The sequence below is a fragment of the Mojavia sp. genome (genome assembly GCF_059505145.1).
The window spans coordinates 257,683-284,116 of sequence record NZ_JCACKA010000115.1 but is presented as its reverse complement, the minus strand read 5'-3'; the positions used below and the strand labels follow the sequence as shown (position 1 = coordinate 284,116).

The following is a 26,434-nucleotide window of genomic DNA, read 5'->3' as shown; positions in this document are numbered from 1 at the left end:
TTTCTTATAGTATAATCTCGGACTAACTACACATAAAATTTTAATCAAATATGACAATTCTCAAATCATTGCAGAAACGAAATCTCTATCGTTTTGATCCTATTGCATATTTATTAGTGGAAAAACTTAACCTTTCTCCCCTTACGTTTGGGTTATTAAGCATTGCAATCGGTACTGGAATTTATTTAATCACCGCTTGGGCAAGCAATACATTATGGTTACCACAGGGACAGAAGGGACTGCTTCAGGATATGTTTCCCTGGATATGGGCACTATTAATTAACCCCGTTGTTCTCGGCTATTACTTATAGAGTTTTCAAGCAATAGATAAGGTAATTCAGGAACTTGAAGCTTCTGATGTGTTGGAAATTGACGAATTAGAAATCGAAAAAGTTAATCAGATTGCTCTCAATGCTTATAAACCTCAATGGCGTAAACTGTTAGCACTTAGTAGTGCTGTGATTTTTAGTATTTTCGTCTTCGCAACTCGATTCGGATTGAAAAACAGTTGGACTAGTTCACACCCGCTGCCGATTTTGATGGTTACAATTGCTACCTTGATAGTAGTTTACATAGGTAGTATGTTGATTCTCAACTTGATTACGAATATATGGATACTCCATCACATTTTGAAAAGGGAATTGGAAAGAAAAGAGTTTAACGTTAATCCCCTACATCCCGACCGTTGTGGTGGACTCCGCTCTCTGAGTGATTATGCACTAAAAACCGCTTATCTAGCAGCTGTTTTAGGTATGATGGTTAGCTTGATTGTGTATCAGTTCATTACACGAGGTACTGGACAAAATTACTGGTTTATTTACTTAATTATTCCAATAGATATTTTATTGTCTATAGTATGTTTCTTTGGGCCTTTATTAGCGGCTCACAGAGGTATGAGGAAAGCAAAAGAAGAACTTTTACGCGAGATTGCTCGGCAGTTTCAAGCTGATTACTCCCAGATTCATGCCAGCCTGACTGGTGATGCAGAAACCCTCAAACAGGGTACTGAAAAAATTAAGAACCTACGAGCTTTCTACTCTTTAACTGACAAATTTCCAGTTTGGCCCTTCGATATCCAAACTTTCCGTCGATTCTTGCTAACGATTTCTGCTCACGTCTTTCTTCCTGTAATTGGTATACTTCAGAAATTGATACCATTATTGCTCAAGAAATGAGGCATTAAACTTAGTTAATTAAAGTTGTCGGTTAAGTACTATTAGCTGGTCTAATTCTTGTTGCATTTTACTCACAATTATTTCGTAGCATTCGTTGACATACTGGCGATCGCACGCTGCCTCTCTGCCATAATATTCAAACTTAATCGGTGGACAAATCCGTGTGCGGATAGGTACAGGCAATGGAATATTGGGCAATGGGCCAAGTGCTAATCCCCAAGGTAAGCCCAAATAAATCGGAAATACTAACGGATCAATCCCAAATAGCCAAGGCATCCCTAACTTATGGAGTTGCTGCACAATTTTATAGCAATCAGCCAGCACAATTAGCGTATCGTGAGCGCCAGTGGAAATCACAGGTACTATCGGTACTCTCTCCCGCAGTGCTAGCTTGATAAACCCTTTTCGCCCAGCAAAATATATTTGGTTACGTAAAGAATGCGGTCGGAAGACATCTTCAGCACCACCGGGATAAACTAGCACACTAGCGCCAGAACGCAAGGCAGCATAAGCCATTTTGGGATGAGCTACGATTCCTCCCGCCTTAGCTACCAGTTCCGCCACTGGGGGGCACGCCTCCCAAGCTGTAGGATGCATCAAACCGTAGACTGGTTTTTCTACACCAAATCGTCGAAACCAGTCATACATCATCATCACCATATCAGGAGCAGCCAGCCCGCCATTGTGGGAGCCGACAAATAAAACTTTTTCTTGGGGAGAAACATAATGCCAACCACTAGTTTGCACTCGAAAATAGTGGTCATAAAACCACCCTACAAGTGGCATTAGCGATTCGATGAATCTTGGATCTCGCTCATCCAAAGACCATCCAAGTTTTTTCTTTAGGTGATGTTGTGTTTCTGACATCAAGGCATCTTAACAGGGTTGGTTAAGCTCAGACAATTACTCCTGTTTATGTTGCAGGACAAACGCATCTAAATCATTTGCGATTTTGAGGTAATTGCTAATCAATTAACAGTTTACAGGTTGCTAAATGATAACTGATAACTAATAAAGATTTTTCAGCAGGGTGTGATAGGCTATCTGCGTGATGGCGCTAAGAGGTAATGAAGATGACTAAACTGCGGGTGGGTTTGCTGTTTGGCGGTCGTTCTGGGGAGCATGAAGTTTCGATTAGTTCAGCACGGGCGATCGCTAAAGCCTTGAGTGCAGAGCAAAATGCTAGTAAGTACGAAATATTGCCTTTCTATATTCAAAAGGACGGATTCTGGCAAGCAGGGGAAGTCGCCCAACAAGTTTTAGCATCCGGCGCTGCTATTCAAAATCAATCTATTACTCCTAACCTGTGGCAATTTCCACCACAAACACAAGAAGTAGATTTGTGGTTTCCGATTCTGCACGGGCCTAATGGAGAAGACGGGACAATTCAAGGATTACTCAGTTTGATCCAAGTTCCCTTTGTTGGTTCTGGGGTCTTAGGTTCGGCAATGGGGATGGATAAAATTGGCATGAAAACTGCCTTTGCTCAAGCCGGATTACCTCAAGTGAAGTACAAGGCGTTGACTAGGGCGCAAGTGTGGTCAAATCCTTGTGTTTTTCCGAAATTGTGTGATGAAATTGAATCGACATTGGGCTATCCCAGCTTTGTCAAACCTGCAAACTTAGGTTCATCAGTGGGTATTGCCAAAGTGCGATCGCGGCAAGAATTAGAAGCAGCATTAGATAATGCAGCTAGTTATGACCGCCGAATCATTGTAGAAGCTGGAGTTGTAGCTAGAGAAGTAGAATGCGCTGTGTTAGGAAATGATCATCCCCAAGCTTCGGTTGTAGGCGAAATTACTTACGACAGCGATTTTTATGATTATGAAACTAAATATACTGAAGGTCGAGCAGGTTTGTTCATTCCAGCACCCTTACCAGAAGCCATCAGCCGTCAAATTCAAGATATGGCTTTACAAGCCTTTGCCGCTGTTGACGCTGCTGGATTGGCGAGAGTAGACTTCTTCTACGTGGAAGCTACAGGAGAAATATTAATCAACGAAATCAATACCTTACCTGGTTTCACCTCAACTAGTATGTATCCCCAACTATGGGCGCATAGTGGGATCTCTTTCCCAGAATTAGTTGATCGGTTGATTCAGCTGGCTCTAGAAAGATATTCTGTTGCCGAACCTAAGAGTTAGGCAAATTGATTACTTTAAGAAAACAGCAAAATTTGCAAGCAAATTAGCGGATTTAGTAGCTTAGGCTTCTTAAAAAAGTTACTTAAATCCAAAATTTGCCTACGGATACCTGTTGGCTAACTCCTCCAGTACAATCGAGGTCTAGAGGGGTACAAATCTGAAAGTAATCTATGGAAAATAGTCAGAGTGTACAGTACAAGCCAACCCAACCTAAAAGGGTGACTCCAAGGCTGACAAACACTAAGCCAAGTGCAATCAGTAACTCCCAAGTTCTGATAAATTTGCTCGCACGCCATCCTTGGCTTTTATTAATTGGCTTGTCAGCAATATTTGTCGGCAGTGCTGTCCTTGCCTTGTATAGCCTTGGATCTGCTGGGTCTGTGCAACAGCCGGAAGAACCAGAAACAAGTCCGGATTTATTAACTGTACTTGAAGAACCAATTCCTACGCCCTCTGAGACTAGCGATCCTACACCGTTATGGATGATTGCTGCGATCGCCCTCAGCTGTGGTAGTGGTTGCTTCATAATTTTGCGATTGCTCAAGCATCCAGCAAAAGGTCAAAAAGCCCAGAAGCAGAAACGTTATCAGACAAGCTTGGTACAAGGTCAACAGCAAAGATTGGAACCACAAACTCTCAGAAATCCACCAGTCTTTGTACCATCGCCATCACTAAGACCCCTTGTGTCAATGCAAGCTAACACAAAGCCTTTGATGACAGTTCTACCTCCAGATCACAGGCATCGTCTGGATAAAAGCAGAGAGTCCTTAGCAGATTTATTGGATCTTCGTAAACAAAGTTCCTTGCCTACTTTATTACGCAAGTAATAATATCGTTCCAAAAGAAAAATCTGTCAAATTAACTATTTTGCAAGTAAAGGCATGGCACCACCATGCCTTTAGTTTTGTCTTATAAGTTGCATTTAATACAAATTTATACCAATTTTAAAAAAGAATGCGACATATGGGTAGGGGAGCCACTCCGTTCGGTTGCCAAACTTGTAGGCGCGAAGCGGTGAGGCAGTGCGTTGGGCGGGTTCCCCGACTTGAAGCAACTGCCGCTCGCGCAGCGTATCCGTAGGATTCACCCGAAGGGCTTCCCGCAGGGTAGGAAGTGGCGTCGCACAACGCCCGTTGTGCCCTTACGAATAATTCAGAACTTACGTACTCAGATCCCCCAACCCCCTTAGAAAGGGGCAGCCCTGCGCCCTTGCGGGTTCCCCGACTCCCTCAGTGGCGTGGCTTTAGACGTTCCCCCCTTTTTAAGGGGGCTAGGGGGGATCGGGGTTTCAGGCTTGAGTGCGTAAGTCCTATAATTTATGTGTCGCTATTTGATTTTTGCTTATTTCTTCTTCCCTGTCCCCTGTCCCCTGCCTCTAGCGATTCAGGAATCCCATTGGATTGCTATAGAAGTTATAGATGAACAATTAGAAAATTTTAAAATTGCCAATTTGGCAACCAAGATTAAAAAAGCTAAGTTAAAGTTTAGAAGATAAACGACTTCAAGGGTGTTGTTATCAGGGTCTACCAAGCCATAAAGCTACTTTATTAAGACACTATTTTACTAGTAAGATTTTGGCAATCAATTCATAATTAAAAATAATATCTGTAACCATTCACTTGGTAATTCAAATATTAATAATTAAGATTGACATTTACTGCAATGGAAATATTCAATGTGTATGAACGTTGCCATTGAACTACACATTAGCCCTTAAAATAAAAGGCAACGTATGTAGTGTAGATATTTCTGTTCGCTCCAGCGGTAAATGGCAGGGTGGGAGAGCGAGGCGACTGGTATGCTTTCTCCCACTCATTATTTATTATTTCATAATCACTCTAAGCAGAGGAAGATTTCTATCTTACCTCTGCTTTAATGTAAGTTCGACGAAGCTAAAAAACTGCGGCAGGTAAAGCAGACAAGTCTTAGGGTTAATATCTGGCGATCGCAACTTATCCCCAAAACTGAAGTGATAAATTTAAATTGTGCTTTGCTTTAGTATTTAATAATACATATATACTGGATATTAAATGATGAGTGCGATCGCATAATAATATTGGATGATAACGCTTAAATAAAGCTACTCACTAGGAAATATTTAAACTAGCGCTAGTTCAAATTTAATTGGCTAATACAAAACTGTTAGGATTTCTTAAGTAAGATTATGGTGGAAATTTCTTCATCCCATTCTGAGATTAAAGCTCAAGCTACTAAAGCTGCTGCTGGCTTCCATACCGATACAGTAACATCAGAAACGATTTCAGATTTTGAGTTTCTCTTTACGAGAGCAATTGAATTTCGCCAAGAAACAATTTACTTCATTATTGTGGATCGCTTTAATGATGGAGATCCGAGTAATAATGAAGGTCTTAATCCTGAACTTTACGACTCGACTAAGCAAAAGTGGGGTAAATATTGGGGTGGAGATATACAAGGAATTATTGATAAATTAGATTATCTCAAAAATATGGGAGTTACAGCTATTTGGATTTCTCCTTTATTTGAGCAAGTAGAAGCATTACAGTTTGAAAATGCTGCAATGCATGGCTATTGGACAAAAGATTTTAAACGTATTAACCCTAGGTTCTTAGCTACTGATGAAGAAAATTCCTTATTTAAAAATAACACATTTGATAAATTAATCTCTGGGTTGCATGACCGAGGTATGAAACTGATTTTGGATATTGTTTGTAACCACAGTAGCCCTGATGTCAACGGCGAAAAAGGCAAACTTTATGAGGATGGAGCTTTAATTGTTGATTTTTATAATGATGTTAAACATTGGTATCATCATAATCCTGAAATCACAGATTGGGAAAATGAAGAGCAGCTTTTGTATTATGAAATGTCAGGATTAGCCACTTTTAACGAAAGTAATTCTGATTATCGTCACTATATTAAAACCGCAATCAAACAATGGCTAGATAGAGGTGTTGATGCTTTGCGAGTTGATACTGTAAAGCATATGCCAATTTGGTTTTGGCAAGAATTTAATAGTGATATTCAAACCCATAAACCTTCTGTATTTATCTTTGGAGAATGGGGTTTTAGTAATCCTAAAAATGCCCAATCAATTAAATTTGCCAATGAGTCTGGAATGTCGATTTTAGACTTTGGTTTGTGCGGAGCAATTCGGGAAGCTTTGGCTCAAGGATTAACTGGCGGATTTCATTTAGTTCAGGAAGTTTTCGATCTCGATTATCTTTACAATACGGCTACAGAATTGATTACCTTTATTGATAATCATGATATGCCTCGCTTTCAAAGCCTGAATCCCGATCCGCAGCTTTTGCGATTGGCATTAGCTGTAGTGATGACCTGTCGTGGAATTCCTTGTATTTATTATGGAACAGAGCAATATTTACATAATAATACTAATGGCGGTAATGACCCTTATAACCGTCCTATGATGCAGACATGGGACACAGATACACAGCTTTATAAAGATATTCAGTTATTATCTAAATTGCGACGTTTAAACCCTGCGGTTTCTCTCGGAAGCCAGAAACAAAAATATCTGACATCTGATGTCTATATTTATCTGCGGACTTATCGAGATTATCGCTGTTTTGTAGCAATCAATAAAGGAGACGCAATCACTATTGATGTAGAGAATACCGAATTAGAAGATGGTGAATATAACTGTATTGTAACGAATCGCTATTTAGAAGTAAAAAATGGCAAAATTTTCGGTTTAAAATTGGAGCCAAAAGAACTAATTGTTCTCAGCTATTTAGGGGAGCGCGTGAAAGGAAAAACAATTGTCCGGGCACAATTAAATGGCATTAAAACCCAGCCAGGAGAGACAGTTGTAGTAACAGGCGATTGCCCTGAGTTGGGTAATTGGGATATTAGCAAAGCTTACGCTTTAGAGTATATCAATAACAATACTTGGTTCGGAGAAATTCCTTTCAATGAGAGCGCGGGGAAAGCAATATGCTACAAATATGCTCTCTGGCGCGAAAATCAGCCGCCTCTGCGCGAAAATCTCGTAAGCCGTCGCTGGATTTTAGTGGAGCAAGGCACAGTTAAATGGCGGGATAATTGGGCACATTAATCAACATTAACTACTAATGGTATTGTCAACAGCTTTTACATTCTGTCGCCCTTTACTTGACATGAAATTAAAAATTTCTAGCTGAGTGCAATAAGTGATTGTTGCAATTTTTTACAGAATTCGTAGTATTCTATTGCAGTTTGTAACTATTTTGTGCCGTCTACAGGACTATTCCTTTAGACTGAATCTCAATCGAAAAATATTGGGATCAACGCAAATGCATTCGGTAAATGTATTGTGTCATGAGTTTGTAGTTGCTGTTTCCTTTGTGGCTTGTATCGTCGGACTAATCTTACTGTGGGACAGCAAACAGCAAAAAGATGATATGGAAGAAACAGAGCAGATTCTATTTAGAATGAGCTTTACTTACTGGCTAGTCTACTGTGTTGCTTTTGGCTTGGAGAAAATAGCTTTATCTAGCTGGGAACCTATACTAATGTCTTTAAGAATTACTACTGCTCTGTCATATTTTTTAACTTTTTCTTGCATCCTGAGTCTGCCACTACACAAATTTGCAGTACATCATGTGGAAGAATAGTTCAGAGTCAACAGTGCATAGTCGAAAGGCTATGGACTATTGACTATATAGAATGATGGTTAACTTTTCATAGCGATCGCGATCGCATCTTCAAGTTTATCTTGAGCCAAAGTTGTCACAATAAACACTTCCTGCACTGTCTTACCTTGCCGTGCGATTATTTTATAACCGCCCCGAATCGGCACAGACACCCGCAGCTGCATTTTAGGGCTATGTCCTCTAACCCGCCCAATTACTCCAGGCGTGACGGTTTGAATCCCATCCTGCTGACACAGACGTTCTAAAATTGGGATGAGACCACAAATGTGGGTCGAGTGATTCCAGACTAGTCTGCCATCAGTAGGTTTGCCCATGATAATTAAGCAGCCTCTAGAGGAGCCATTGTCAAACCCGCTCGACGCAATTGCTGGTGGTATAGTTCTGCCGGTTCTTGAGGCCCAACCCAGACGATCGCTTGACCTTCATAGTGTATCTGATTGGTCAAATCCCAAGCCTGGTCACTGGTCATCCCCGGAATATACTTCATCAAACACTCAGCCACGTGCTGAAATGTATTAAAGTCATCGTTTAAAACAATCACTTTATAATTCGGATATAGCTTGCGGGTAACTTGAGTAGACCGTTCAGGAGCTACAGTTGGTGCTGTTGCCATTCCGTAAACAACTGCTGAAAGTCTGGTAACCATAAAACAGTTAGCCAATAAAGTTTTACAACACTACATTACAAATAACTAGTTTAGTCTATACTCCACACTCAAGAGTTCAGGTTTAGCTTTTTAACTAGTGAAAAAATTAGGTATATGTACATATTACTAATTTTTTAAGGTTCATCTCCAAGCGATCGCTACATCTCAAATGCCAACGGCGGCAATTTTATCTTGCCTAATGCTCATTTGCAGGTAATTACAGAACTTTTCATTAGTATGGAATACACGCTTGAAGACTAAATTATTGTAAGGACACAAAATTGTTGTGCCCATACTGTGGTCTATTTAACTGCAAATTGCTCTAAACGTAGTTAGGACAACGGTGCAAGAAGGCTTTCTTGCTTGTTTCGTGTTCTGAACTCGGAGTTTCGTGTTTTGGACTCGGAGTTTTGTGTTCTGAACTCGGAGTTTTGTGTTCTGAACTCGAAGTTTTGTGTTCTGGACTCGGAGTTTCATGTTCCGAACTCGGAGTTTCGTGTTCTGGACTCGGAGTTTTGTGTTCCGAACTCGGAATTTTGTGTTGTGGACTCGGAGTTTCGTGTTGTGGACTCGGAGTTTCGTGTTCTGAACTCGAAGTTTTGTGTTCTGAACTCGAAACTTTAGTTTCCAAGCTCAAAAATTCACCTCTTCATATCTTCTACTCAGCTTCACCAATTAGGGTAAAAGCAGCCCAATCAATCGGGTTAGAATATTGCTTTTTCGTGGTGAGCATTGCTTGTCTGAGCGCCGCCGCTTTATCAGGATTGCGTTGGAGATTTTTGTAAAATTCGTTCATCAAAAAGTAGGTAGACTCGTCTGGTACAGACCACAGCGATACAACAACACTAGGAACGCCAGCAGTAATTAAAGAGCGTGATAAACCAATTACGCCATCATCTGTAATATTTCCACCTCCAGTGTTACAAGCGCTAAGTACAACCAGTTCTGCATTGAGTTTCATGTCAAGAATTTCGCTGGCTGTAAGTAAACCGTCATCTTTACTACTAGGAGCAAGAGCGATCGCACCCGGTACGCCTAAACCCTTAAAATCATCAAGTAAGCCGTGGGTAGCAAAGTGAATCATCTTAGCTTGAGCCATCTTCTGTACCATTGCTGTCTCTGTCGCCTTGGTACCAATAATTGCTTGCGTCTTGAATAAATCTGCAATCTTTATTGCTTCTTGTTCCGCACCAGGAAGAGGTTCTAACTGCTCATCAGCAATAGGAATCTTGGGCATGGTAGGATTACCAACTACCAAAAAGTCTTTTGCGGATTGGTTAACTTTTTGCTTCTGTTTGTGAGTTAAATCCAAAACTTGAATCGCTGGTGCTGTCAAGATAGTATGTTTCTCGATTAAGTATTTGCCTTGGTCATCTTGTAATGCGGGGAACGGTACGAGAAATAGAGATTCTTGGGGAATGAAGATAACACGGGCGTTAGGATCTTTAGGTAGATATTGAGCGATCGGTTTGATCAGTAAGTCATAAAGTTTATTTAATTGTGTCTTTTGACGAGCTTGATTTTGCTTACCGCCAGATGTAGCTTCAATAGCGACGCCTCTACCTCTTGCACCTATTCCTCTGCGGCTGTTAACCACAAGGTTTTGTAGAGAAGATTTGAGAAACTTTTCTAGCTTCAGTTGCTCAAAAGAAATTTCTCCTGTGGGTTTGACTACCCAAATGTAGAGTAATTTGTCCTGCAACGTTGAGTATTGAACAAAAGTAGCATTTTCTAGTTTGGCAAGGTTTTGAATTTCTTGGAGTTTTAAAGGTTTGATATTTAATTGAGCATTTGGTTTCTCTAATTGCTTCGAGGCTAATAACTCAACAAATGCTCTAGCTCTGGCGCGATCGGCTACTTCTAATGCAGAATTAAATTTATTCTGAGCAACTAAACATTGTTGTAGTGAACGGTAAGTAATGTTCTGGCTTTCAAATAATGAGATTTTCTGAGCATCAGTTAATCCTGGTCGTAAAGATTCCCAAATTCCGACAGCAGTAAAGAGAGTTTTCTCAGCTTCAGGATATTGGCTTTGATGAATGTAAATTAACCCAATATTGTTGAGAGTTTTCGCTTGCCCTACCTTGTCGCCAATTTTTCTGACAATAGTTAAAGCTTGTTGAAAATATTCTAAGGCTTTGGCATACTGTCCTAAGTTACGGTAAACTTCTCCAATGTTGTTGACATTTCCTGCTTCCGAAGCCTTATCGCCAATTTGTTTGCTAATTACTAAAGATTGCTGAAAATAATCCAAGGCGCTATCGTATTTTTCTAAATTGCGGTAAAGTTCTCCTATATTATTGATAGTCTGTCCTTCCCCTTCCTTATCACCGATTTTTTTACGTAATACTAAAGCTGGCTGGAGATATTCCAAGGCTTTTTCATACTCTTTTAATTCACGGTAAGCTTCGCCAATATTATTGCGAGTTGTCCCTTCACCCGCCTTGTCACCAATTTGTTTTTGAATGGCTAAAGCCTGCTGAAAGTATTGCAGTGCTTGGGAATGTTGTTTTAAGTTGCGGTAAATTTCTCCTATATTGGCAATATTTACTCCTTCGCCAGCTTTGTCACCAATTTGCTTGCGAATTACTAAAGCTTGCTGGAGAAAATCTAATGATTTAGCATACTGCCCTAAGTTACGGTAAACAGCCCCAATATTGTTAATAACTACTCCTTCTCCAGCTTTGTTACCAATTTGTTTATCAATTACTAAAGATTGCTGATAGAATTCCAATGCTTTGGCATACTCTGCCAAACTTTCATAAACTAATCCAATATTGTTTAGCGTTGTTGATTGCTGTGCTGTATCACCAATTTTTTTACTAATAGCTAAAGCTTGCTGATAAAATTCTAAGGCTTTGGGATACTGTGCCAAGTTTTGGTGAATTGAACCAATATTGTGGAGACTAATTGCTTCCTCAGCTTTATAACCAAGTTCTTTGTGAATGGCGTAGGCTTGCTGATAAAACTCCAATGCTTTGGTGTAGTCTCCCAAGTTTTGATAAACTGACCCAACGTCATTGAAAACTGTTGCTTGCTGGGGTTTATTGCCGGCTTCTTTATGAATGGTTAACGCTTGCTGAAATAACTCCAATGCTTTAGGATACTGTCCAAGTCTGCTGTATGTTGACCCAATATTGTTGAGTATTGAAGCTTGCTGTGCTTTGTTGCCAACTTCTTTAGTAATCGCTAGCGATCGCTGAAAGTAATCTAAGGCTTTGGTATACTCCCCTAAATAACGGTAAACCAAGCCAATATTATTAATAATTGCTCCTTCCCCAGCGCGATCGCCAGTTTGTTTAAGGATTACTGAAGCTTGCTTTAAAATTTCTATAGCTTTGGGATACTTTCCTGTTTTGCGATAGACAGCGCTAATCTCATTTAAAATTACCGCTTCACCTTGAAGATATTTGATTTCTCTGGCTATCGCTAAAGCTTGTTGATATGACTTTAAAGCTTCGGGATACTGTCCGCGATCGAACTGTTGCAAACCTAAGTTATAAAGTTGTGCAGCCTCAGCTTTGCGATCTTGAGGTGTCTGCGCTTGTGCTGTTAAAGGAGAGTATTGGAGTAGAGGAGAGGGAGACACAGAGAACAGAGGAAGCAACACCACCAACAAGGTGAGGTATTTTAGGCGATCGCGCATAGCAATTCTCAAGCAAGTGTATATTTAACTACTTGCTTTTGTTTATACTCCTCAGTCACTTGAGATTCCGCAAAATGACATAAAACTTTCGTAGTCAAAACTTCATACCAATTCTCTAAAATTGGGTGCAAGTAAGAAAACCAATTAAGAAAAATTTGATTACTTTGTTAAAAATCCCTATTTATGAGGCTTTTCATCTGCCAATGTTTCGCAACTTCCTTGCTCGGTCGTGGTATCGTAAATGTACCCCTTTATTTGTGAAAACCTTGGTACACAAAGTTTTCAGGCGGTATGTTGGGCTGATTTTCGGATGACTGACTATTCCCAAATCCAGAAATGGTGGGGAATAGTTATGAGTGCTTATCTTCTCGTTAGTCTTCACTCTCAAGTTTTGAACAATCATCCAGAACAAGGCGTAAATAAAGCGACAGACCAGTTGTGTCTAGATTTCCAGAGCAGGAAGAATCTGCTCAAAAATTTACGCCTAGTCATTCAACCTTTCATATTTTTTAATTTCCTTAAATCTTGGCTCAGGGTCTTTCCCATTTCACCTCTATCCATTGTTTTTCTCATACTAATTGCTCTAATGAATCGAAAGCCTGGTGCTATTCCTGACCCTTCGGAATCTAGGCATTTATTATTTTCCTCTGCTTAGAGTGATTAAAGAGCGCTTATAAGAGTATATATCCGAAAAATATTAAACGCTATGTTACTATAATAATTAAGAACAAACGCTTAGATAAACATGAAAAAATATCTTTTAAATAGAATCTAGCGTAATATTAAATTACAACATAACTTATTTTATCTGTATTTTGTCATATACCAATCCTAAGTAATTCATGAGAAAACACTATCTTAATTTATTAACGCTAAGTCAAAAATATGACAATTAGATTATGGCTAAAATAAAGGCTTTTACAGGAATTATCTTCAGATTTTTACGTATTAATTTAGTTAAAAAAGAAGCTAAATTTTAGTCTATGTATTTTCTCACGAATGATTCCGGATTGCTATAGCGCTCTTCCATCACTCTCACCAGAGTAAAAAATAAAATCATTGCTAGGCAAGACTTTCAGGCGAAAAACGTGATTTTGACAATAATGTTAGAAAATAAAGCTCCAAACCCTATAGCTGTCTAATGTTTAAAAGTTACCTTCGATTTTTATTTTCCCATAGTGATGGAAGAGTGATAGTTTTAAATAATTACATTTTTATTTTTTGAGGTGTAGAATCGTGATCGAAGAAATGCGAAATCACATTGAACTTAAGATTTCTGAGGTAGAAGTACAGCCATACCCTTTTCCACATTTGATTATTGAAAACTTTTTTCCTGATGAAATTTTTACAAAAATTATTGAATATAACCCATTCAAGAGAAATCTAGGGCGTGAATGGATTGGTAAAAAAGAGTCGACATCTATGAAAACTAGCACACCTTATTATGCTAGAAAGCAAATTAACTTTCACTCTCATGACGAGTTTGCAGCAGACGAAGAAGAGCGGAAGTTTTGGGAGCAAATAAAAAGGTGTTTTTTGAGCGAACAATGGTTTGAAAGATTGATTTTTAATAAATACAAGGAATACTTTGTAATAAGATTTGGAGAACTAGTAGAATCAGAAGATTTTTTTGATCTCTTTAAAAAGGAATTTTTTCTACAACGGCATGAACCTGGGTATTACATAGGACCGCATACCGATATACCAACTCGTGTCTTCACATGTATTTTCTCATTTGCCGATAGAGATGGGTTTGAAGAATACGGAACGCAACTGTGCGTACATAAAGATCGGATGGTGCGTTGTTGGGGAAATAATCACTATTCCCCGGATGACTTCATAGTTCAAAAAGTAGCGCCGTATAAGCCAAACAACTTTCTTCTATTTTTCAAGACACGCCAATCATTCCACGCAGTAAAAGCAATTGACGATAGCGTGCCTAACCAACGTTACGGAATGCAGTTCCAATTCTATGAACCACAAAAAGGACTATTGACTGACCTTTCGGAGCCTGATTTGTTAGTAATGAAACATGACAAGAAATCTAAAAAAGTAGTTTCAGTACTTCGCAATTTGACTGCATTGGTATTAAAAAGACAATAGAGGTTGAGAGCATCATAGCCAAAGCCTAGGAGCAGAGAAATACATCAATCAAGAATGCTTTCCTCCTAGCGTAGAGAATATACTTTACTGCTAAATTGACGTGAGTCTGTCCCGAAATTCTATAGTGCTGTGTAATTGTACTGAAGCATTGCTTTATCACTATATTTTACTTTTGCCCTTGCCGTATTTTTTATGTATCTTCTCAATTTCAAATTCATGCTCATGCTCATTTAAGCTTTGTTCTCGAATTTCAACCCAAGCCAGCAACATATTGGTCAAACTCGGCCACTCAATTTTTGGGAGAAAATCACTATCATAGAAGCTAATTACAGGTGAAGTAACCTGCTGCTGTTCACTACCAATTACAGCTAATATTAAATCCTCAAAACAATCAATGGGGAACCAGCGTGGATCAATCTTGTCGTCGTGCATAGCTTGACGTGCTAAAGCTTTGTACATACTCATAGCTTTTTCCAACGAAAAGAAAGAATTATCAGTAATCAAGGGAAACTCAAAGTAGTTATCAAGAGAGTTCCAATCTTTTGATGTGTCAGCCAAATCAATAGGTAAACAACCGTTAGCTTTTTGGTATAAATCAATTATTTCTAAAGGCAACTGAAATGGATAATCTCTTGTAATTTCTTGTATTTGTTCAAGAGTTAACTTTGGAGTAGGGTAATTAGATACTATTTGTTGAAAAGTTTCAGAGCTAAGAGTCTTTCGCAGTTCCCGTACATCTTTTCCTACTGCATCATATCCATTATTCAACATCCAATAAAACACTTTCATGTCAAGACTTGTTGGAGCATCGAAATTTGCATAGTAGGTTGCAATGCGCTCAATAGCTTTTATCATTGCCGACATATCAATTATTTTTATCTCTAACAGCTTTTTAACTATAATCTTTCTATTAATCGTTTCAAAATCGCATTCCAGTGTTTTAAACTAGATTCTCGCCAGCTTCCCCAGCTTCGACCGCATAATAGAGATGCCCAGCATTGGCTTTCAAAACTGTTGATACGACTCGGTTGTAGAAACTAAAGTAAGAAACTAAGGGTGCTAATTTTCTTACTTTAAACATCCAATATTAATTATTGGTATTAGTTGTTATCTTGGTAATCGTGGAACCTGTAGCAAATCTAACCCCCGTTCAAATATTTCATCAATCGGTAACATTTCCCCATCAATAGTCATAAATTTATGGTCTTTTGTGGCGCGAATAATAGAACCATCTTCTAAACAATACTCAAACACTTCTTGTTGACCGCGATTATGCCATTGTGCCACAGGTTGCATATAAACGTTGCCATTCTCATCAATACTGTAAACGCTGCATTCAATAGCTTTTTCAACAATTTCACCAATGGGAAGCAAGCCGTATTCTACTGTTAAAACTTCCGTGTCATAGCTGAAGCAATATTCGGCGAATTTTAACATATCGTCAAATAATTTTTCAGCTACTTGCTTTTTAACACCGTTTTTGGTTGCACCATCAATAAACTTTTCCTGCTGCTTTTGCATTTCAGAAACTTTCTTTTTACCCATTGCACGGCGCAGCAAGTCAGCTTGTCCTAAAGAATATCCAGCCATATCCTGAGCAATTTTCATAATTTGCTCTTGATAGACCATAATTCCATAAGTCTCATTCAATATCGGTTCTAAAATCGCAGTTTCATAGTCAATATTTTCTCGACCATGTTTGCGGTTAATAAACTTAGGAATTAGTCCTGCGTCTAATGGGCCTGGTCGATAAAGCGCCAAAATTGAAGAAATATCTTCGATATTAGAAGGTTTCAAATCTCGCACTATTTGCTTCATTCCAGAAGATTCTAATTGAAATATTCCTTCTAGTTCACCTGCTTCTAATAGTGCATAAGTTTTTTGCACATCTTTTGGTAGAGTGCTATGTTCACCTTTGGCTAATATTTTCTGAGCTTTTCTTTCTTGACGTGTGATTTCATCAGGATCAACACGATAGCCATTCGTTTCTTCAATCAGATCCAACGTTTTTTGAATTAAGGTCAGGTTCCGCAAACCTAGAAAGTCCATCTTTAATAAACCCATGGATTCTAGGTCTTCCATGAAATACTGAGTAATCACGGAACCATCGTTATTCCTCTGTAAAGGCACAATTTCATCAAGGGGATCGGCAGAAATTACCACACCTGCTGCATGAACACCAAAAGTTTTGTTAGTTCCTTCAATTCGCATCGCCATGTCAATCCAATGGCGAACATGAGGCTCGTTATCATACTTTTCTTTAAACTCTGGTGCTGGGGTTTGGTCTGAAACCATCACCTTGAGTTTAGTTGGTTTCCCCCGCACTACAGGAATATATTTCGCCATTTTGTCAGCTTCGCCGTAGGGAATATTTAATACTCTGGCGACATCTTTTAAGACAGCTTTAGAAGTTAAGCGGTTAAAGGTAATAATTTGAGCAACTTTATCAGCACCATATTTCTCAGTTACATATTCAATAACTTTATCTCTTTGCTCAATGCAGAAATCCGTATCAATATCAGGCATGGATTTCCGTTCTGGGTTCAAAAAGCGCTCAAATAGTAAACCATGATGCACAGGATCAATGTTAGTAATTCGCATAGCGTATGCAACTAGCGAACCAGCCGCCGAACCCCGTCCAGGCCCTACAGGAATATTATTATCTCTAGCAAATTTGATATAATCCCATACAACTAAAAAGTATTTGGAAAAACCCATTTGTTGAATCATTTTTAGTTCGTATTCCAACCGCTCTTTGTAGATTGGATCGACTTCGTTGCGGGATTTCCGATTTAATCTTTCTAAAAGTCCGCTCCATGCAACTTCTTCGGCATAAGTATCAGCGGTGTGGCCAGAGGGAATGGGGGGGGTAGGAATTTGCGGCTCACCCATAATCTGGTAAGGCTCGACTTTATCAGCAACTTCTTCAGTAGTTGCGATCGCTTCGGCAATTACATCATCAGGTAAATGGTCACGAAATAGCAGCTTCATCTCTTCAGCAGATTTGAGATATTCTGTGCCGCTATAACGCATCCGATTTTCTTCAATAATTAGCTTGCCAGTCTGAATACATAGCAAGGCATCATGGGCTTCAACGTCGTAACAAGAAATAAAATGAGAATCATTAGTAGCAACAAATTTAATGCCTAGCTCACGGGCAATTTTAATAATTTCTACGTTAACAATTCGGTCTTCCTGGGAGCCGTGGTCTTGTATTTCTAAATAATAATCATCACCAAATACATCTTTATACCATTGAGCAACTTTACGAGCTGCATCTGGCCTACCACTAAGAATTGCTTGCGGAATTTCACCACCTAAACAAGCACTAGTGACAATCAGACCTTCATGATATTGTTTTAATAACTCTTTATTAATACAAGGGCGAGAAAAAATGCCTTTTCCTTGGACACCTTTAAGATGGGAAAGAGTAGTTAATTTAACTAAATTTTTATAGCCTTTAGTATTTTTAGCTAAAACAACTTGATGATAACGAGGACGGCGTTCTTGCTTTTCAATATCGCCATTAATGATATACATTTCATTGCCAAGGATTGGCTTAATATTCTTACTACGGCAGATTTTTATGAGTTCCACTGCCCCATACATAACACCATGATCGGTCAGGGCGATCGCTTTCATCCCCAGGGCGATCGCTCGATCCACCAACTCCGGCAGCTGACTTGCTCCATCAAGCAAGCTATAGTCACTATGAATATGTAAAGGCACAAAGGACATATACGTCTCCAAGCACAAGCAATATCTCTAGGGGCATTTTGGTGGCATACCCCATCAAGCAGAATTTTACAGACAGAGCAACGAAATCTTAGATTAACGCGTTTGGGTAATTTTCACTTCCGAAAGTAATGTTTTAATAGTCACATCAGAATAATTAACCAGCATCTAGCAATGAGTGAACCAGAAAGCATTACTTCGCTTGAGACCAAAACCCGCAGTTGGTGAGTACGTATCCCTCTGGCATTGCAAATACTCATCGCCTTAGTGCTTGCAGTTAGCTTGGAAATTGCCCTCGGCGTAGGGAACCCCAACCCAGCTAATGCTGCTTTTATTACTAATTTAGCAATTAACCGACCTAAATCTTACGTGCTAGGCGAAGGGAAGGTTAAAGCTTTGTCACAAGCAAGGAAATAAGAGCTTTTAGATTACAAGCAGAAATTACTTCCCCTTTGCCAAAAGTCACGAAATAACTTGTGAGTTGCGATTATATTAATGAGAAAGATAGCTTAACAATTGCCGAACTCAAGTATGCTTTGAGAAATGCCGTTGCCAAAGGGTTGCAGTTGACAATTTTTAACTCCTGTGATGGATTGGGATGAGCGCGAGAACTACAAGATTTGCACATTCCGCAAATAATTGTGATGCGCCAACCTGTACCTGATATTGTCGAGCATTTTTAAAGCATTTTCTAGAAGCTTTTTCTTCAGGACAGTCTTTATATGTTGCAGTTCGTATTGCTAGAGAAAAACTGCAAGGACTAGAGGACGAATATCCAGGAGCGACTTGGTTGCCAGTAATATATGAAAATCCTGCCGCAGTGCCGATGGCTTGGCCAAAGCCGCAAATTAAACTCAACAGCCGACTCCTATCGTGTCCGGTTAAAGGCTTATCATCAAGACCGCAAGGAAGCAGGGGGAAGAAGAGTTTTCAGCTTTTTGCACAGATGTGGGAATCATAACTAATCAACCGGACATGATATAACTTACCCTCAATTCAAATAAAAAATAATTTTCTGTATTGAAAGATACTAAATTTCTTGCTTTATGAGATTTGTTAAGATATCCTGACTTTAGTTACAAACTCATAAGTTAGCTCCATAAATAGCACTTCAGAGAGTCGTGGGCTGTATTCCTTGTTAGAAAACAGTTGCGATAGTTTTTTGGTGCTGTTTAGTGAGGTAATTAGGAGTTTGTTGCCTTGAACGTAGCTTTCAACAGTTAATTTGAACTATGCAACGCTCTGTTAACAAACTTCCTAAAACAACCAATTTCAAAAAAACTATCGCATTAAACTACAGGCTATTCAAAAAAACTCGCGCTTTATTTGGTAGTGTTCATCATCAGCCCAATTTTTCTATTCAACATATTCTTCTATCTTGGTTAGGAGCATTTATTGGGATTGCTATTCTGGCTTATTTAACAGTTCAAACCTCTTATCCATGCATCGCTGCGCCATTTGGAGCAACAGCAGTTTTAGTGTTTGGCGTACCAGATAGCCCCTTAGCTCAACCACGCAATGTAATTGGTGGCAATTTAATTGCAGCTATAGTGTGCGTCACGCTGGTTCAGTTATTTGGCACAGCCCCTTGGGTAATGGCTATGGCTGTTGCAACCACAATTAAATTAACCCAACTGACTCGAACTGTACATCCGCCATCTGGGGCGGTTGCACTGCTAGGAGTATTAAATAATGCCTCTTGGAACTATGTGTTAACGCCTATTTTGTTGGGTTCTGTAGTGATTGTTTTTTGTACAGTTATCTATAGTAGTGCAACGCCAGGTAGAGTTTATCCAAAACATTGGTTGTAGCGCAGTCTATTGGTAGTAGATATTCAACATTACTACTAGAGGGGGGATTAGGAATTAGGGATTAGCGAGTGGGAAAATTATGGACGGAGATTCAAACTCCGCCCAAATCCTACAAGTAAAATGGGTATTGCCCACTAAAACCCTGATGTGGTGGGCAATGCCTATCCTACTACTGATTTTATGCAGGTCGATGCGAGGGTATCATATAGGACTTACGCACTGAAGTCTGAAACCCTGATCCCCCCTAACCCCCCTTAAAAAAGGGGGAACGTCTAAAGCCACGCCACTGAGGGAGTCGGGGAACCCGCAAGGGCGCAGGGCTGCCCCTTTTTAAGGGGGTTGGGGGATCTGAGTGCGTAAGTTCTGTCTGGTCGCTGCCGCACTGCAATTAATGTTATGGCAGACATGACTGTCAGTGCTTTGCTTGACAGCAAAAAGCCTCGTCTACAGTACGAGGCTTAGTTTATAAACTTTAAGTCAATGCAGCAGCTTTTGCTAATAGCCATCTAATGCTGCTGAGGCCCCTTAGCATCACATTCTTTAGTCAAGCACCGTTCTAGAAGTTGAATTCGCCAAATAGAAGCGAAGTGATAGGGATTCCATATCAATTTAGTATGACGATTAAATAAGGGCTGGTTGAGATAATTCCAGAGCGGAAATTGAATCTTGGTGAATTTTGGAGCCATAGAAAGGTAGAATACTATCAAGCGTTGTAGCAGTACATTTCAAGATAAGACAATATATATATAATCGTCCTGGTGGCAATTGCGGAAAATTAATAAATATTATTTCAAAAATTAATAAAGCTACCCTTAGCTCCAAAATTCCTCTTCAAACGGATTCTATCTCTAATTTTTGAATTTTTCCCTCATTCTTGTCTGACTATGCTTTAAGCCAAAATAACCTGTAGCACGCTACAGGTTAGGGCATTTAAAGAGGGAACAGGTCACCTGTGTGGCGGGAGATTTAAACTCTAGAAGGGCGCTTACCGCCTGTAGGCGGGGGACTTATACCCACGGTTTTTCGCTTTAGGAGGGAATAAGGAAATTTTAAAATTAGCGATTTTTTGTTCCCTGTCCCCTACCCCGAAGGCGCGAGTTAAGTATCTTTGTAATAACGATACAAAACTTTTATCTTTGCTACATAGATAACTTCAAGAGCTTAATTGTTGCTTCCGAGGAGCAAGAATGTGGAAACCCACATCCACGCCTTTCATATGGTTACTTATATAAGACAACAGTGCATAGGTAAAGATAATCATACCCAGCATCTCCAGAACCTCTTCTACAGTTGTCATTAAGACAAAGATTATGTCAGTGCTATTGTAGTAGTCTGCATAGTAGCCACTTACTAGCTCACAACCTAATGCACCCATTACGTAGATAGTCCCAGCAAGGAAAAATAAGTTTCGTGTCTTTACCGGAAGAGTAAAAATAAATTTCCCAAACAGTATCAAGAATATGAGTACGAAGGCAGCACCAGCAATCACCCAAGCGTAATAAAGAACACCTCTGGTATTTAATGCGTTGCGTAGTGGTTCAATTAGTAGTTCATGAATACTCATGAATTCGTCTATGGATAAATAAGCAAAAACCACAGATAATCCTATCCATGAACGGAAATTTTGATTTCCGGCTAACTTCTGAGTTTGGGCAATGATTGCCATCAGAACAGAACAAAATAGTATTACTAATGCTGAGTACGATGATGGGACATTTGTTTCACCATCAAGGTTGAAGATCATTTTTAAAAAATCCCTGCTAGGGTAGTCGGGTAAATATAGTTGGCAGAGACTTGTTATTAGATTGGCAATAGTCAAAAAAACTACTATCTTCAGCAGGAATTTGGCTGTTCCTTTGGGGTAAAGATACGCTTGCAACTGATGCGATCGCGGCTTTGCGAACATAGCGTTTATTTGCGTAGAATTGGCTTGCTCACTTAAAGCTACGTCTGTGTTATTGCTTGTCTGTGTCTGTATTTGATGCTGTTTGGACAATAGTATGTTTTCTATGAAATACTCAATGGTTTGCTGCTTGACAAAACCAAGCATTACCAAAATCTCTGCAAACGGCTTTCCAATTGCCTTTTGTTCATTGAGCGCTATTTTTAATTCTTCTGGAGTAATCAGATCGGCTTCCACCAAGCACATGCCAAGTTGCTGAGGTTGAATCTCTTTCATGTCTAAGTGGCTAATCATTTTTAAATCCCGGTTTTAATTCTTCACTTGCAACAGAAACATCCGCATTACAGGCTCTTCACACGATCAGTACTGATTTAGACTAAGCCTTAATACATTGATATTTCTTTAATTAACGACTTATTAACCTTTTATTAAAGTACAAGTGCATTCAAGGAAATATGAATTTCTAATAATGTAAAGATTAAGTTTTGATGTAGATACGTAAGTATATATTTTGTTGTGACCGGATAAAATCAATTATTTACAGCATCTTTGTAATATAAAATACAATTAGCCAAAAATATTAAGTATATTACGTAACGCAATGTAATTAGAAGTAACTGAGGCTTTTCAACCTGATTTGTGCATCAACAAATAAATCCACCTACACATGAGAATGGTAGATGGAATATGACCAATAACTTTCTGTATAGCTTTGCTAGATAGGCTTATACCAGCGCCTACTGTCTAACAATTGCTGAATAAATTGCAGACATTTAACGCGGTTGAAACCGGATAGATCAAGCAAGCTGTACTAGAATTTTATTGTAAAAAATCACACACAAATGCAAACATATAAGTTGTAACTTATACTATTGGAGGTTTAGTAGTGAGTACCCGTTTTACGATGGTTGATAGCAGTTACCGCATCAGGTTTGAGTAATTTGCCGTTATCAACAGTTGCATACACTACCCAGTGATCGCCACATTCTAGACGTTGACTGACCGAGCATTCCAGATAGGCTAGGGCATCAGTAAGCACAGCACAGCCATTATCTGCAACTGCGGTGCTAAAGTTAGTAAATCGGTCTTCTCCTGGTGCAAAAGATTTCCGAAAATGCTTCATGTAATCTAAATGATTACCTTCTTCCAAGATGTTTAAGGCAAATTTACCGCCTGGATACATCAGGGATTCGATCGCTCGTTCTTTGGCAATAGCAACAGTTATTCCAGGTGGATTGAAAGTGGCTTGAGAAACCCAAGCACCCAACATCCCGGTAGATACTTCTCCTTGTTTAGCTGTAAGCAGACAAACTGAACCAACAATCCGACCAACAGCTTGTTCTAAGGGAGTCGCAGATTGTTGGGGAACGCGAACTTTTCTCGCCTTTTTCAAGCCTTGGGCAAAATCAGTGCCTACTTCTTCACAGAATTTGAGAGTGACATCATCGGGTTTGAACTTAACTTTCAAAGTCTCAAACCCAAATCTATAACCAGCATCTCGGAGTTTACCTTCAATTAAATCAAAGGCTTCACCACTCCAGCCGTAGGAACCGAACACCCCAGCAAGTTTGCTGTTGTCACCAACTGTTAAGACAATCCCTAAAGCAGTATGAATCGGAGTGGGTGCATGACCACCAATGGTCGGAGAACCGATAATAAAGGCATCACACTCTTGTATAGTAGAGCGAATTTCATCAGGCGGAGCAAATTCGCAGTTGATCGATTTGACTGCAACTCCACCTTTAGTCAGTCCCAGCGCGATCGCCTGCGCTAGAGTTGCTGTATTACCATAAGCTGAGGCATACAGTAGAGCAACGGATATTTCCCGCGTTCTTTGAGCATGGCTCCATTCTGCGTAAGCTTTGGTAAGTTCGATTAAGCCAGTACGTACCAAAGGCCCGTGACCGACTGCATACATTCTTACCTGCAAATCTGAGATTTTTTCCAAAACTGCTTCTACATGCAGCGCGTTGGGAGCCATCAGACAGTTGTAATAGTAGCGCTGGTCTTCTTTGAATGTCTCCCAGTTGTCATCGAAGACTTCATCGCCACAAATATGAACGCCAAACAGTTTATCTGTATAGAGAATTTGGGTTTGTTGGTCGTAGGTGCAAAGTCCTTCTGGCCAACGCGGACTAGGAGTGGGGACAAATTTTAAAACATGACCCTTACCTAAATCTAGAGTTTCTTTCCCCCGCATCACTAAAATACTCAGATGGTCATCTGGGAAAGCATTACGTAAATTTGCAGCACCAGGCAAAGAACAGACAAAGGTGATCTGCGGTGCTAGTTCTAGAAGAGCTTTGTAAGTTGTGACTCGGTTGGGATTAAAATGCCCCAAAACCACATAATCTAAGCGTTTTAAATTTAAGGTCTGCTTTAATGCTTCAAGATAAATTTCGGTGAAGGTTTCAGCAGGTGGGTCAATAATTGCGGTTTTATCACCTTCAATTAAATAACAATTGGAGGTAGTGCCTCTTTCTAATGCATATTCAATTTCAAACCGTAAACGTGACCAACTACGTGCTCTGAGAACTTTAGTATTTGTAGCGATGGGTAGAACTTGTACGTCACGAGGCTTGGAATTGTTCATAGATTTCGCGTGAGGTTGGGTAAAAAACTGGAAAAACCGGGTAGACTTTGCCCAGTTTTTAGCGGATTGAATGAAGCCGATTACCGGATTGGGAAATCTCATGTCAGTGGTGCTGAGTAATGAAGTGCTGAGTAATATCCCATAGCGAAACAGGAGGATGGAAAAAGGAAGCCTTTTTCAGTAGTTCTGAGTGCAGTATCTGAACAACTCAGCACTTGTTACTCAGCACTCAGAACTTTTTCGGTTAGTAGTAGTTACCTACTTTGCGATGGCGCACTGCTGTCAGTCCATCGGATTTGGAAACACGACCTTCTTGGACTGTGCAATATAAAATCCAGTGGTCGCTGCACTCGATGCTGCTCTGCACTTCACATTCCATGTATGCCAAGGCATCTGTGAGAATTGGGGAACCATTCTTTGCTGTTTGGGTTTTTACACCAGCAAATCGATCGCCACCAGGAGGTAAACGCTTGAGGAAATGCTTCTTCAGTTCTTGATAGTTGCCTTCTTCGAGGACGTTGAGAACAAAGCGATCGCCTATTTGCATTAAGGAATCAATAGCCCGGTCTTTGGCAACGGCAATTGTGAATCCCAGAGGTTGTAAACTTGCTTGGCTTACCCAGGATGCCAGCATTGCACTGCTGATTTCACCTTTTTTAGTGGTGACAATATATAGTCCGCTGCTAATCCGACCCAACGCCTTTTCCATGTTGACGTCAAGGGACTTGATTTGCTTGATGTTGCGATCGCGCATCAGCACTTGTCCCAAGTCTGTACCAGCTTCTGCACATAGCTGGTATGTAGCGGCGGTGGGAACTTCTTTAATCCGAATCGCTGGGAATGCTTCCTTCACACCCAAGTCGATGAATTTTCTCCGCAGTGTATCAATGGGTTCATCATCCCCACCGTAACACTCAAACAAGCCAACCATTTGCTTGTTTTTGACAACAGATAACAGCGAACTAATACCAGCTTGAGCAGCAGCGGCAGTAGTTGGAGGCATACCAATAATAATGCCAGCTGCTCTACCTGCTAGTTCTTGGATTTCTTGAGGTTCAGCGGAACTCAGATCGATCATTTCGATCCCAACTCCAGTTTTCTGAATACCCTCACCAAGTGCCTGAACTAACTGATCGCCATAGCCGTATTCTGAGACATAAAACAAGCCAACGGTGGTTTCTGCCTTCGCTTGTCTTTGGCTCCAACTTTGGTAGCACTCGGTTAGAACATCTAGGTTGTGGTACAGTAGCGGGCCGTGACCGTTGGCAATAATTTTAATTTTGCCCAGGTCGTCCATCCGCTTCATCGCATTCAGTAATGAGCGGGCATTGGGGCCCATCAAGCAATCGTAATAAAATCTAAAGTCAGCTTCGATCGCCTCTAAGTCTTCGTCAAAGGTGCGTTCGTCACAGAAGTGCATCCCAAAAGCATCACAAGTGAAGATGGTTTCCGTTTTGCGGTCATAGCTGAAGATTGTATCTGGCCAGTGCAGGTTAGGCGCACTCACAAATTCAATTTCGTGTCCCTTGCCAATGTCTATGCGATCGCCACTTTTAACAATCCGCTTAGAAAAAGGTTCGTGTACCAAACCTTCCAAAAACTGCAAGGCAACTTTAGAAGCTAAAACAGTGGCTCTAGGTGCTAACTGAAGAACATCTTCAACCAAGCCGCTATGATCTGGCTCTGTGTGGCTGACAATAATGTAATCAATAGTCTTGGGGTTCACAAGACCTTTAAGCGTGTCTAAATACAGTTGGCGAAACTTCTGGTGAGAAGTATCAACCAAAACTGTTTGCTCACCCCTAATTAGATAGGAATTGTAAGTCGTACCATTTTGCAGTCCGAATTCGATATCGAAGCGATCGCGATCCCAGTCGAGAGAGCGTATCGCCGTTGTGTTAGGGGCAATTTCTACAGTCTGTATAGTTAGCCGATGCTGAACGTTTTCTGCGATCGCAACCATTATTCTATTCGTCTCCGAGCGCAAAACAATAGTGTTTGTGTCTGCACCCATTGTCCCTATAATTTTTTTTTTAAGTTGTAA

General features: G+C 40.0%; 20 protein-coding genes and 1 pseudogene. 10 read left to right on the top strand and 11 right to left on the bottom strand.

The features are described from left to right. Positions 1–50: 50 nt before the first annotated feature. The gene (locus AC5JL8_RS31850) at positions 51–311 is read left to right on the top strand and encodes a hypothetical protein (RefSeq protein ID WP_495883670.1); all 261 of its coding nucleotides are present in this window, start codon (positions 51–53) and stop codon (positions 309–311) included. Positions 312–359: 48 nt separating this feature from the next. After that, positions 360–1,175 carry a hypothetical protein gene (locus AC5JL8_RS31845; protein WP_495883669.1) on the top strand — a complete coding sequence of 272 codons (816 nt, stop codon included), beginning with the start codon at positions 360–362 and terminating at the stop codon, positions 1,173–1,175. A gap of 18 nt (positions 1,176–1,193) precedes the next feature. On the opposite strand, the gene AC5JL8_RS31840 is transcribed toward AC5JL8_RS31845, so the two are convergent. Then, the gene (locus AC5JL8_RS31840; protein ID WP_495883668.1) at positions 1,194–2,042 is read right to left on the bottom strand and encodes a lysophospholipid acyltransferase family protein; all 849 of its coding nucleotides are present in this window, start codon (positions 2,040–2,042) and stop codon (positions 1,194–1,196) included. A gap of 206 nt (positions 2,043–2,248) precedes the next feature. On the opposite strand from AC5JL8_RS31840, the gene AC5JL8_RS31835 reads away from it, so the two are divergent. The 4 genes from AC5JL8_RS31835 to AC5JL8_RS31820 all read left to right on the top strand — a co-directional run bounded on the left by AC5JL8_RS31835 (position 2,249) and on the right by AC5JL8_RS31820 (position 7,914). After that, positions 2,249–3,319 carry a D-alanine--D-alanine ligase family protein gene (locus tag AC5JL8_RS31835; protein WP_495883667.1) on the top strand — a complete coding sequence of 357 codons (1,071 nt, stop codon included), beginning with the start codon at positions 2,249–2,251 and terminating at the stop codon, positions 3,317–3,319. Positions 3,320–3,489: 170 nt separating this feature from the next. Then, on the top strand, positions 3,490–4,146 hold the full coding sequence (locus tag AC5JL8_RS31830) for a hypothetical protein (RefSeq protein ID WP_495883666.1): 657 nt from the start codon (positions 3,490–3,492) through the stop codon (positions 4,144–4,146). Between the two features lie 1,337 nt (positions 4,147–5,483). Then, entirely contained in the window at positions 5,484–7,376 is a 1,893-nt protein-coding gene (locus AC5JL8_RS31825; RefSeq protein WP_495883665.1) for an alpha-amylase family glycosyl hydrolase, read from the top strand. A 217-nt stretch (positions 7,377–7,593) separates the two neighbouring features. Continuing rightward, the gene (locus tag AC5JL8_RS31820) at positions 7,594–7,914 is read left to right on the top strand and encodes a hypothetical protein (protein ID WP_495883664.1); all 321 of its coding nucleotides are present in this window, start codon (positions 7,594–7,596) and stop codon (positions 7,912–7,914) included. Between the two features lie 59 nt (positions 7,915–7,973). On the opposite strand, the gene AC5JL8_RS31815 is transcribed toward AC5JL8_RS31820, so the two are convergent. The 4 genes from AC5JL8_RS31815 to AC5JL8_RS31800 form a co-directional block, all read right to left on the bottom strand. Continuing rightward, positions 7,974–8,267, bottom strand: a complete 294-nt coding sequence (locus AC5JL8_RS31815) for a DUF2103 domain-containing protein (RefSeq protein ID WP_495883663.1) — start codon at positions 8,265–8,267, stop codon at positions 7,974–7,976. Positions 8,268–8,272: 5 nt separating this feature from the next. Continuing rightward, positions 8,273–8,599, bottom strand: a complete 327-nt coding sequence (clpS, locus tag AC5JL8_RS31810; protein WP_495883662.1) for an ATP-dependent Clp protease adapter ClpS — start codon at positions 8,597–8,599, stop codon at positions 8,273–8,275. A 322-nt stretch (positions 8,600–8,921) separates the two neighbouring features. Next, positions 8,922–9,236, bottom strand: coding sequence for a hypothetical protein (locus AC5JL8_RS31805; RefSeq protein WP_495883661.1), 315 nt, complete (start codon positions 9,234–9,236; stop codon positions 8,922–8,924). 21 nt (positions 9,237–9,257) lie between these two features. Continuing rightward, the gene (locus tag AC5JL8_RS31800) at positions 9,258–12,245 is read right to left on the bottom strand and encodes a CHAT domain-containing protein (RefSeq protein WP_495883660.1); all 2,988 of its coding nucleotides are present in this window, start codon (positions 12,243–12,245) and stop codon (positions 9,258–9,260) included. A gap of 1,236 nt (positions 12,246–13,481) precedes the next feature. Between AC5JL8_RS31800 and AC5JL8_RS31795 the strand changes: the two genes are divergently transcribed. Beyond that, the gene (locus AC5JL8_RS31795) at positions 13,482–14,348 is read left to right on the top strand and encodes a 2OG-Fe(II) oxygenase (protein WP_495883659.1); all 867 of its coding nucleotides are present in this window, start codon (positions 13,482–13,484) and stop codon (positions 14,346–14,348) included. 159 nt (positions 14,349–14,507) lie between these two features. Here the strand turns inward: AC5JL8_RS31795 and AC5JL8_RS31790 are convergent, their stop codons facing one another. The 3 genes from AC5JL8_RS31790 to AC5JL8_RS31780 form a co-directional block, all read right to left on the bottom strand. Then, positions 14,508–15,212 carry an SMI1/KNR4 family protein gene (locus AC5JL8_RS31790; RefSeq protein WP_495883658.1) on the bottom strand — a complete coding sequence of 235 codons (705 nt, stop codon included), beginning with the start codon at positions 15,210–15,212 and terminating at the stop codon, positions 14,508–14,510. Positions 15,213–15,288: 76 nt separating this feature from the next. After that, the gene (locus AC5JL8_RS31785; protein WP_495883657.1) at positions 15,289–15,429 is read right to left on the bottom strand and encodes a hypothetical protein; all 141 of its coding nucleotides are present in this window, start codon (positions 15,427–15,429) and stop codon (positions 15,289–15,291) included. Positions 15,430–15,455: 26 nt separating this feature from the next. Continuing rightward, positions 15,456–18,086 (bottom strand): DNA polymerase III subunit alpha, encoded by a 2,631-nt coding sequence (locus AC5JL8_RS31780; RefSeq protein ID WP_495883656.1) that lies wholly within the window; start codon positions 18,084–18,086, stop codon positions 15,456–15,458. A gap of 264 nt (positions 18,087–18,350) precedes the next feature. Between AC5JL8_RS31780 and AC5JL8_RS31775 the strand changes: the two genes are divergently transcribed. The 3 genes and pseudogenes from AC5JL8_RS31775 (at position 18,351) to AC5JL8_RS31765 (ending at position 19,894) form a co-directional block, all read left to right on the top strand. Continuing rightward, positions 18,351–18,500: a hypothetical protein gene (locus tag AC5JL8_RS31775; RefSeq protein WP_495883655.1), complete on the top strand. Its 150-nt coding sequence runs from the start codon at positions 18,351–18,353 to the stop codon at positions 18,498–18,500. A 71-nt stretch (positions 18,501–18,571) separates the two neighbouring features. After that, positions 18,572–18,918 (top strand): annotated as a pseudogene (locus tag AC5JL8_RS31770) (CHASE2 domain-containing protein); the annotation flags it as partial. Positions 18,919–19,315: 397 nt separating this feature from the next. Further along, on the top strand, positions 19,316–19,894 hold the full coding sequence (locus AC5JL8_RS31765) for an HPP family protein (RefSeq protein WP_495883654.1): 579 nt from the start codon (positions 19,316–19,318) through the stop codon (positions 19,892–19,894). 1,153 nt (positions 19,895–21,047) lie between these two features. Here the strand turns inward: AC5JL8_RS31765 and AC5JL8_RS31760 are convergent. From AC5JL8_RS31760 to AC5JL8_RS31750, 3 genes are all read right to left on the bottom strand, one after another. After that, entirely contained in the window at positions 21,048–22,091 is a 1,044-nt protein-coding gene (locus tag AC5JL8_RS31760) for a DUF8692 domain-containing protein (protein ID WP_495883653.1), read from the bottom strand. A gap of 586 nt (positions 22,092–22,677) precedes the next feature. After that, the gene (locus AC5JL8_RS31755; RefSeq protein WP_495883652.1) at positions 22,678–24,390 is read right to left on the bottom strand and encodes a diflavin flavoprotein; all 1,713 of its coding nucleotides are present in this window, start codon (positions 24,388–24,390) and stop codon (positions 22,678–22,680) included. 244 nt (positions 24,391–24,634) lie between these two features. Further along, complete coding sequence (locus AC5JL8_RS31750) at positions 24,635–26,353, bottom strand: diflavin flavoprotein (RefSeq protein ID WP_495883750.1); 1,719 nt, start codon at positions 26,351–26,353, stop codon at positions 24,635–24,637. Positions 26,354–26,434 lie beyond the last annotated feature (81 nt).

Bases quoted from the DNA above. Each gene is read 5' to 3' on its own strand.
- AC5JL8_RS31750 (WP_495883750.1), bottom strand. From the start codon at position 26,353: ATGGTTGCGATCGCAGAAAACGTTCAGCATCGGCTAACTATACAGACT.
- AC5JL8_RS31755 (WP_495883652.1), bottom strand. From the start codon at position 24,390: ATGAACAATTCCAAGCCTCGTGACGTACAAGTTCTACCCATCGCTACA.
- AC5JL8_RS31800 (WP_495883660.1), bottom strand. From the start codon at position 12,245: ATGCGCGATCGCCTAAAATACCTCACCTTGTTGGTGGTGTTGCTTCCT.
- AC5JL8_RS31780 (WP_495883656.1), bottom strand. From the start codon at position 18,086: ATGTCCTTTGTGCCTTTACATATTCATAGTGACTATAGCTTGCTTGAT.
- AC5JL8_RS31760 (WP_495883653.1), bottom strand. From the start codon at position 22,091: ATGATTAGCCACTTAGACATGAAAGAGATTCAACCTCAGCAACTTGGC.
- AC5JL8_RS31835 (WP_495883667.1), top strand. From the start codon at position 2,249: ATGACTAAACTGCGGGTGGGTTTGCTGTTTGGCGGTCGTTCTGGGGAG.
- AC5JL8_RS31830 (WP_495883666.1), top strand. From the start codon at position 3,490: ATGGAAAATAGTCAGAGTGTACAGTACAAGCCAACCCAACCTAAAAGG.
- AC5JL8_RS31765 (WP_495883654.1), top strand. From the start codon at position 19,316: ATGCAACGCTCTGTTAACAAACTTCCTAAAACAACCAATTTCAAAAAA.
- AC5JL8_RS31825 (WP_495883665.1), top strand. From the start codon at position 5,484: ATGGTGGAAATTTCTTCATCCCATTCTGAGATTAAAGCTCAAGCTACT.
- AC5JL8_RS31840 (WP_495883668.1), bottom strand. From the start codon at position 2,042: ATGTCAGAAACACAACATCACCTAAAGAAAAAACTTGGATGGTCTTTG.
- AC5JL8_RS31850 (WP_495883670.1), top strand. From the start codon at position 51: ATGACAATTCTCAAATCATTGCAGAAACGAAATCTCTATCGTTTTGAT.
- AC5JL8_RS31820 (WP_495883664.1), top strand. From the start codon at position 7,594: ATGCATTCGGTAAATGTATTGTGTCATGAGTTTGTAGTTGCTGTTTCC.
- AC5JL8_RS31815 (WP_495883663.1), bottom strand. From the start codon at position 8,267: ATGGGCAAACCTACTGATGGCAGACTAGTCTGGAATCACTCGACCCAC.
- AC5JL8_RS31785 (WP_495883657.1), bottom strand. From the start codon at position 15,429: ATGTTTAAAGTAAGAAAATTAGCACCCTTAGTTTCTTACTTTAGTTTC.
- clpS (WP_495883662.1), bottom strand. From the start codon at position 8,599: ATGGTTACCAGACTTTCAGCAGTTGTTTACGGAATGGCAACAGCACCA.
- AC5JL8_RS31790 (WP_495883658.1), bottom strand. From the start codon at position 15,212: ATGTCGGCAATGATAAAAGCTATTGAGCGCATTGCAACCTACTATGCA.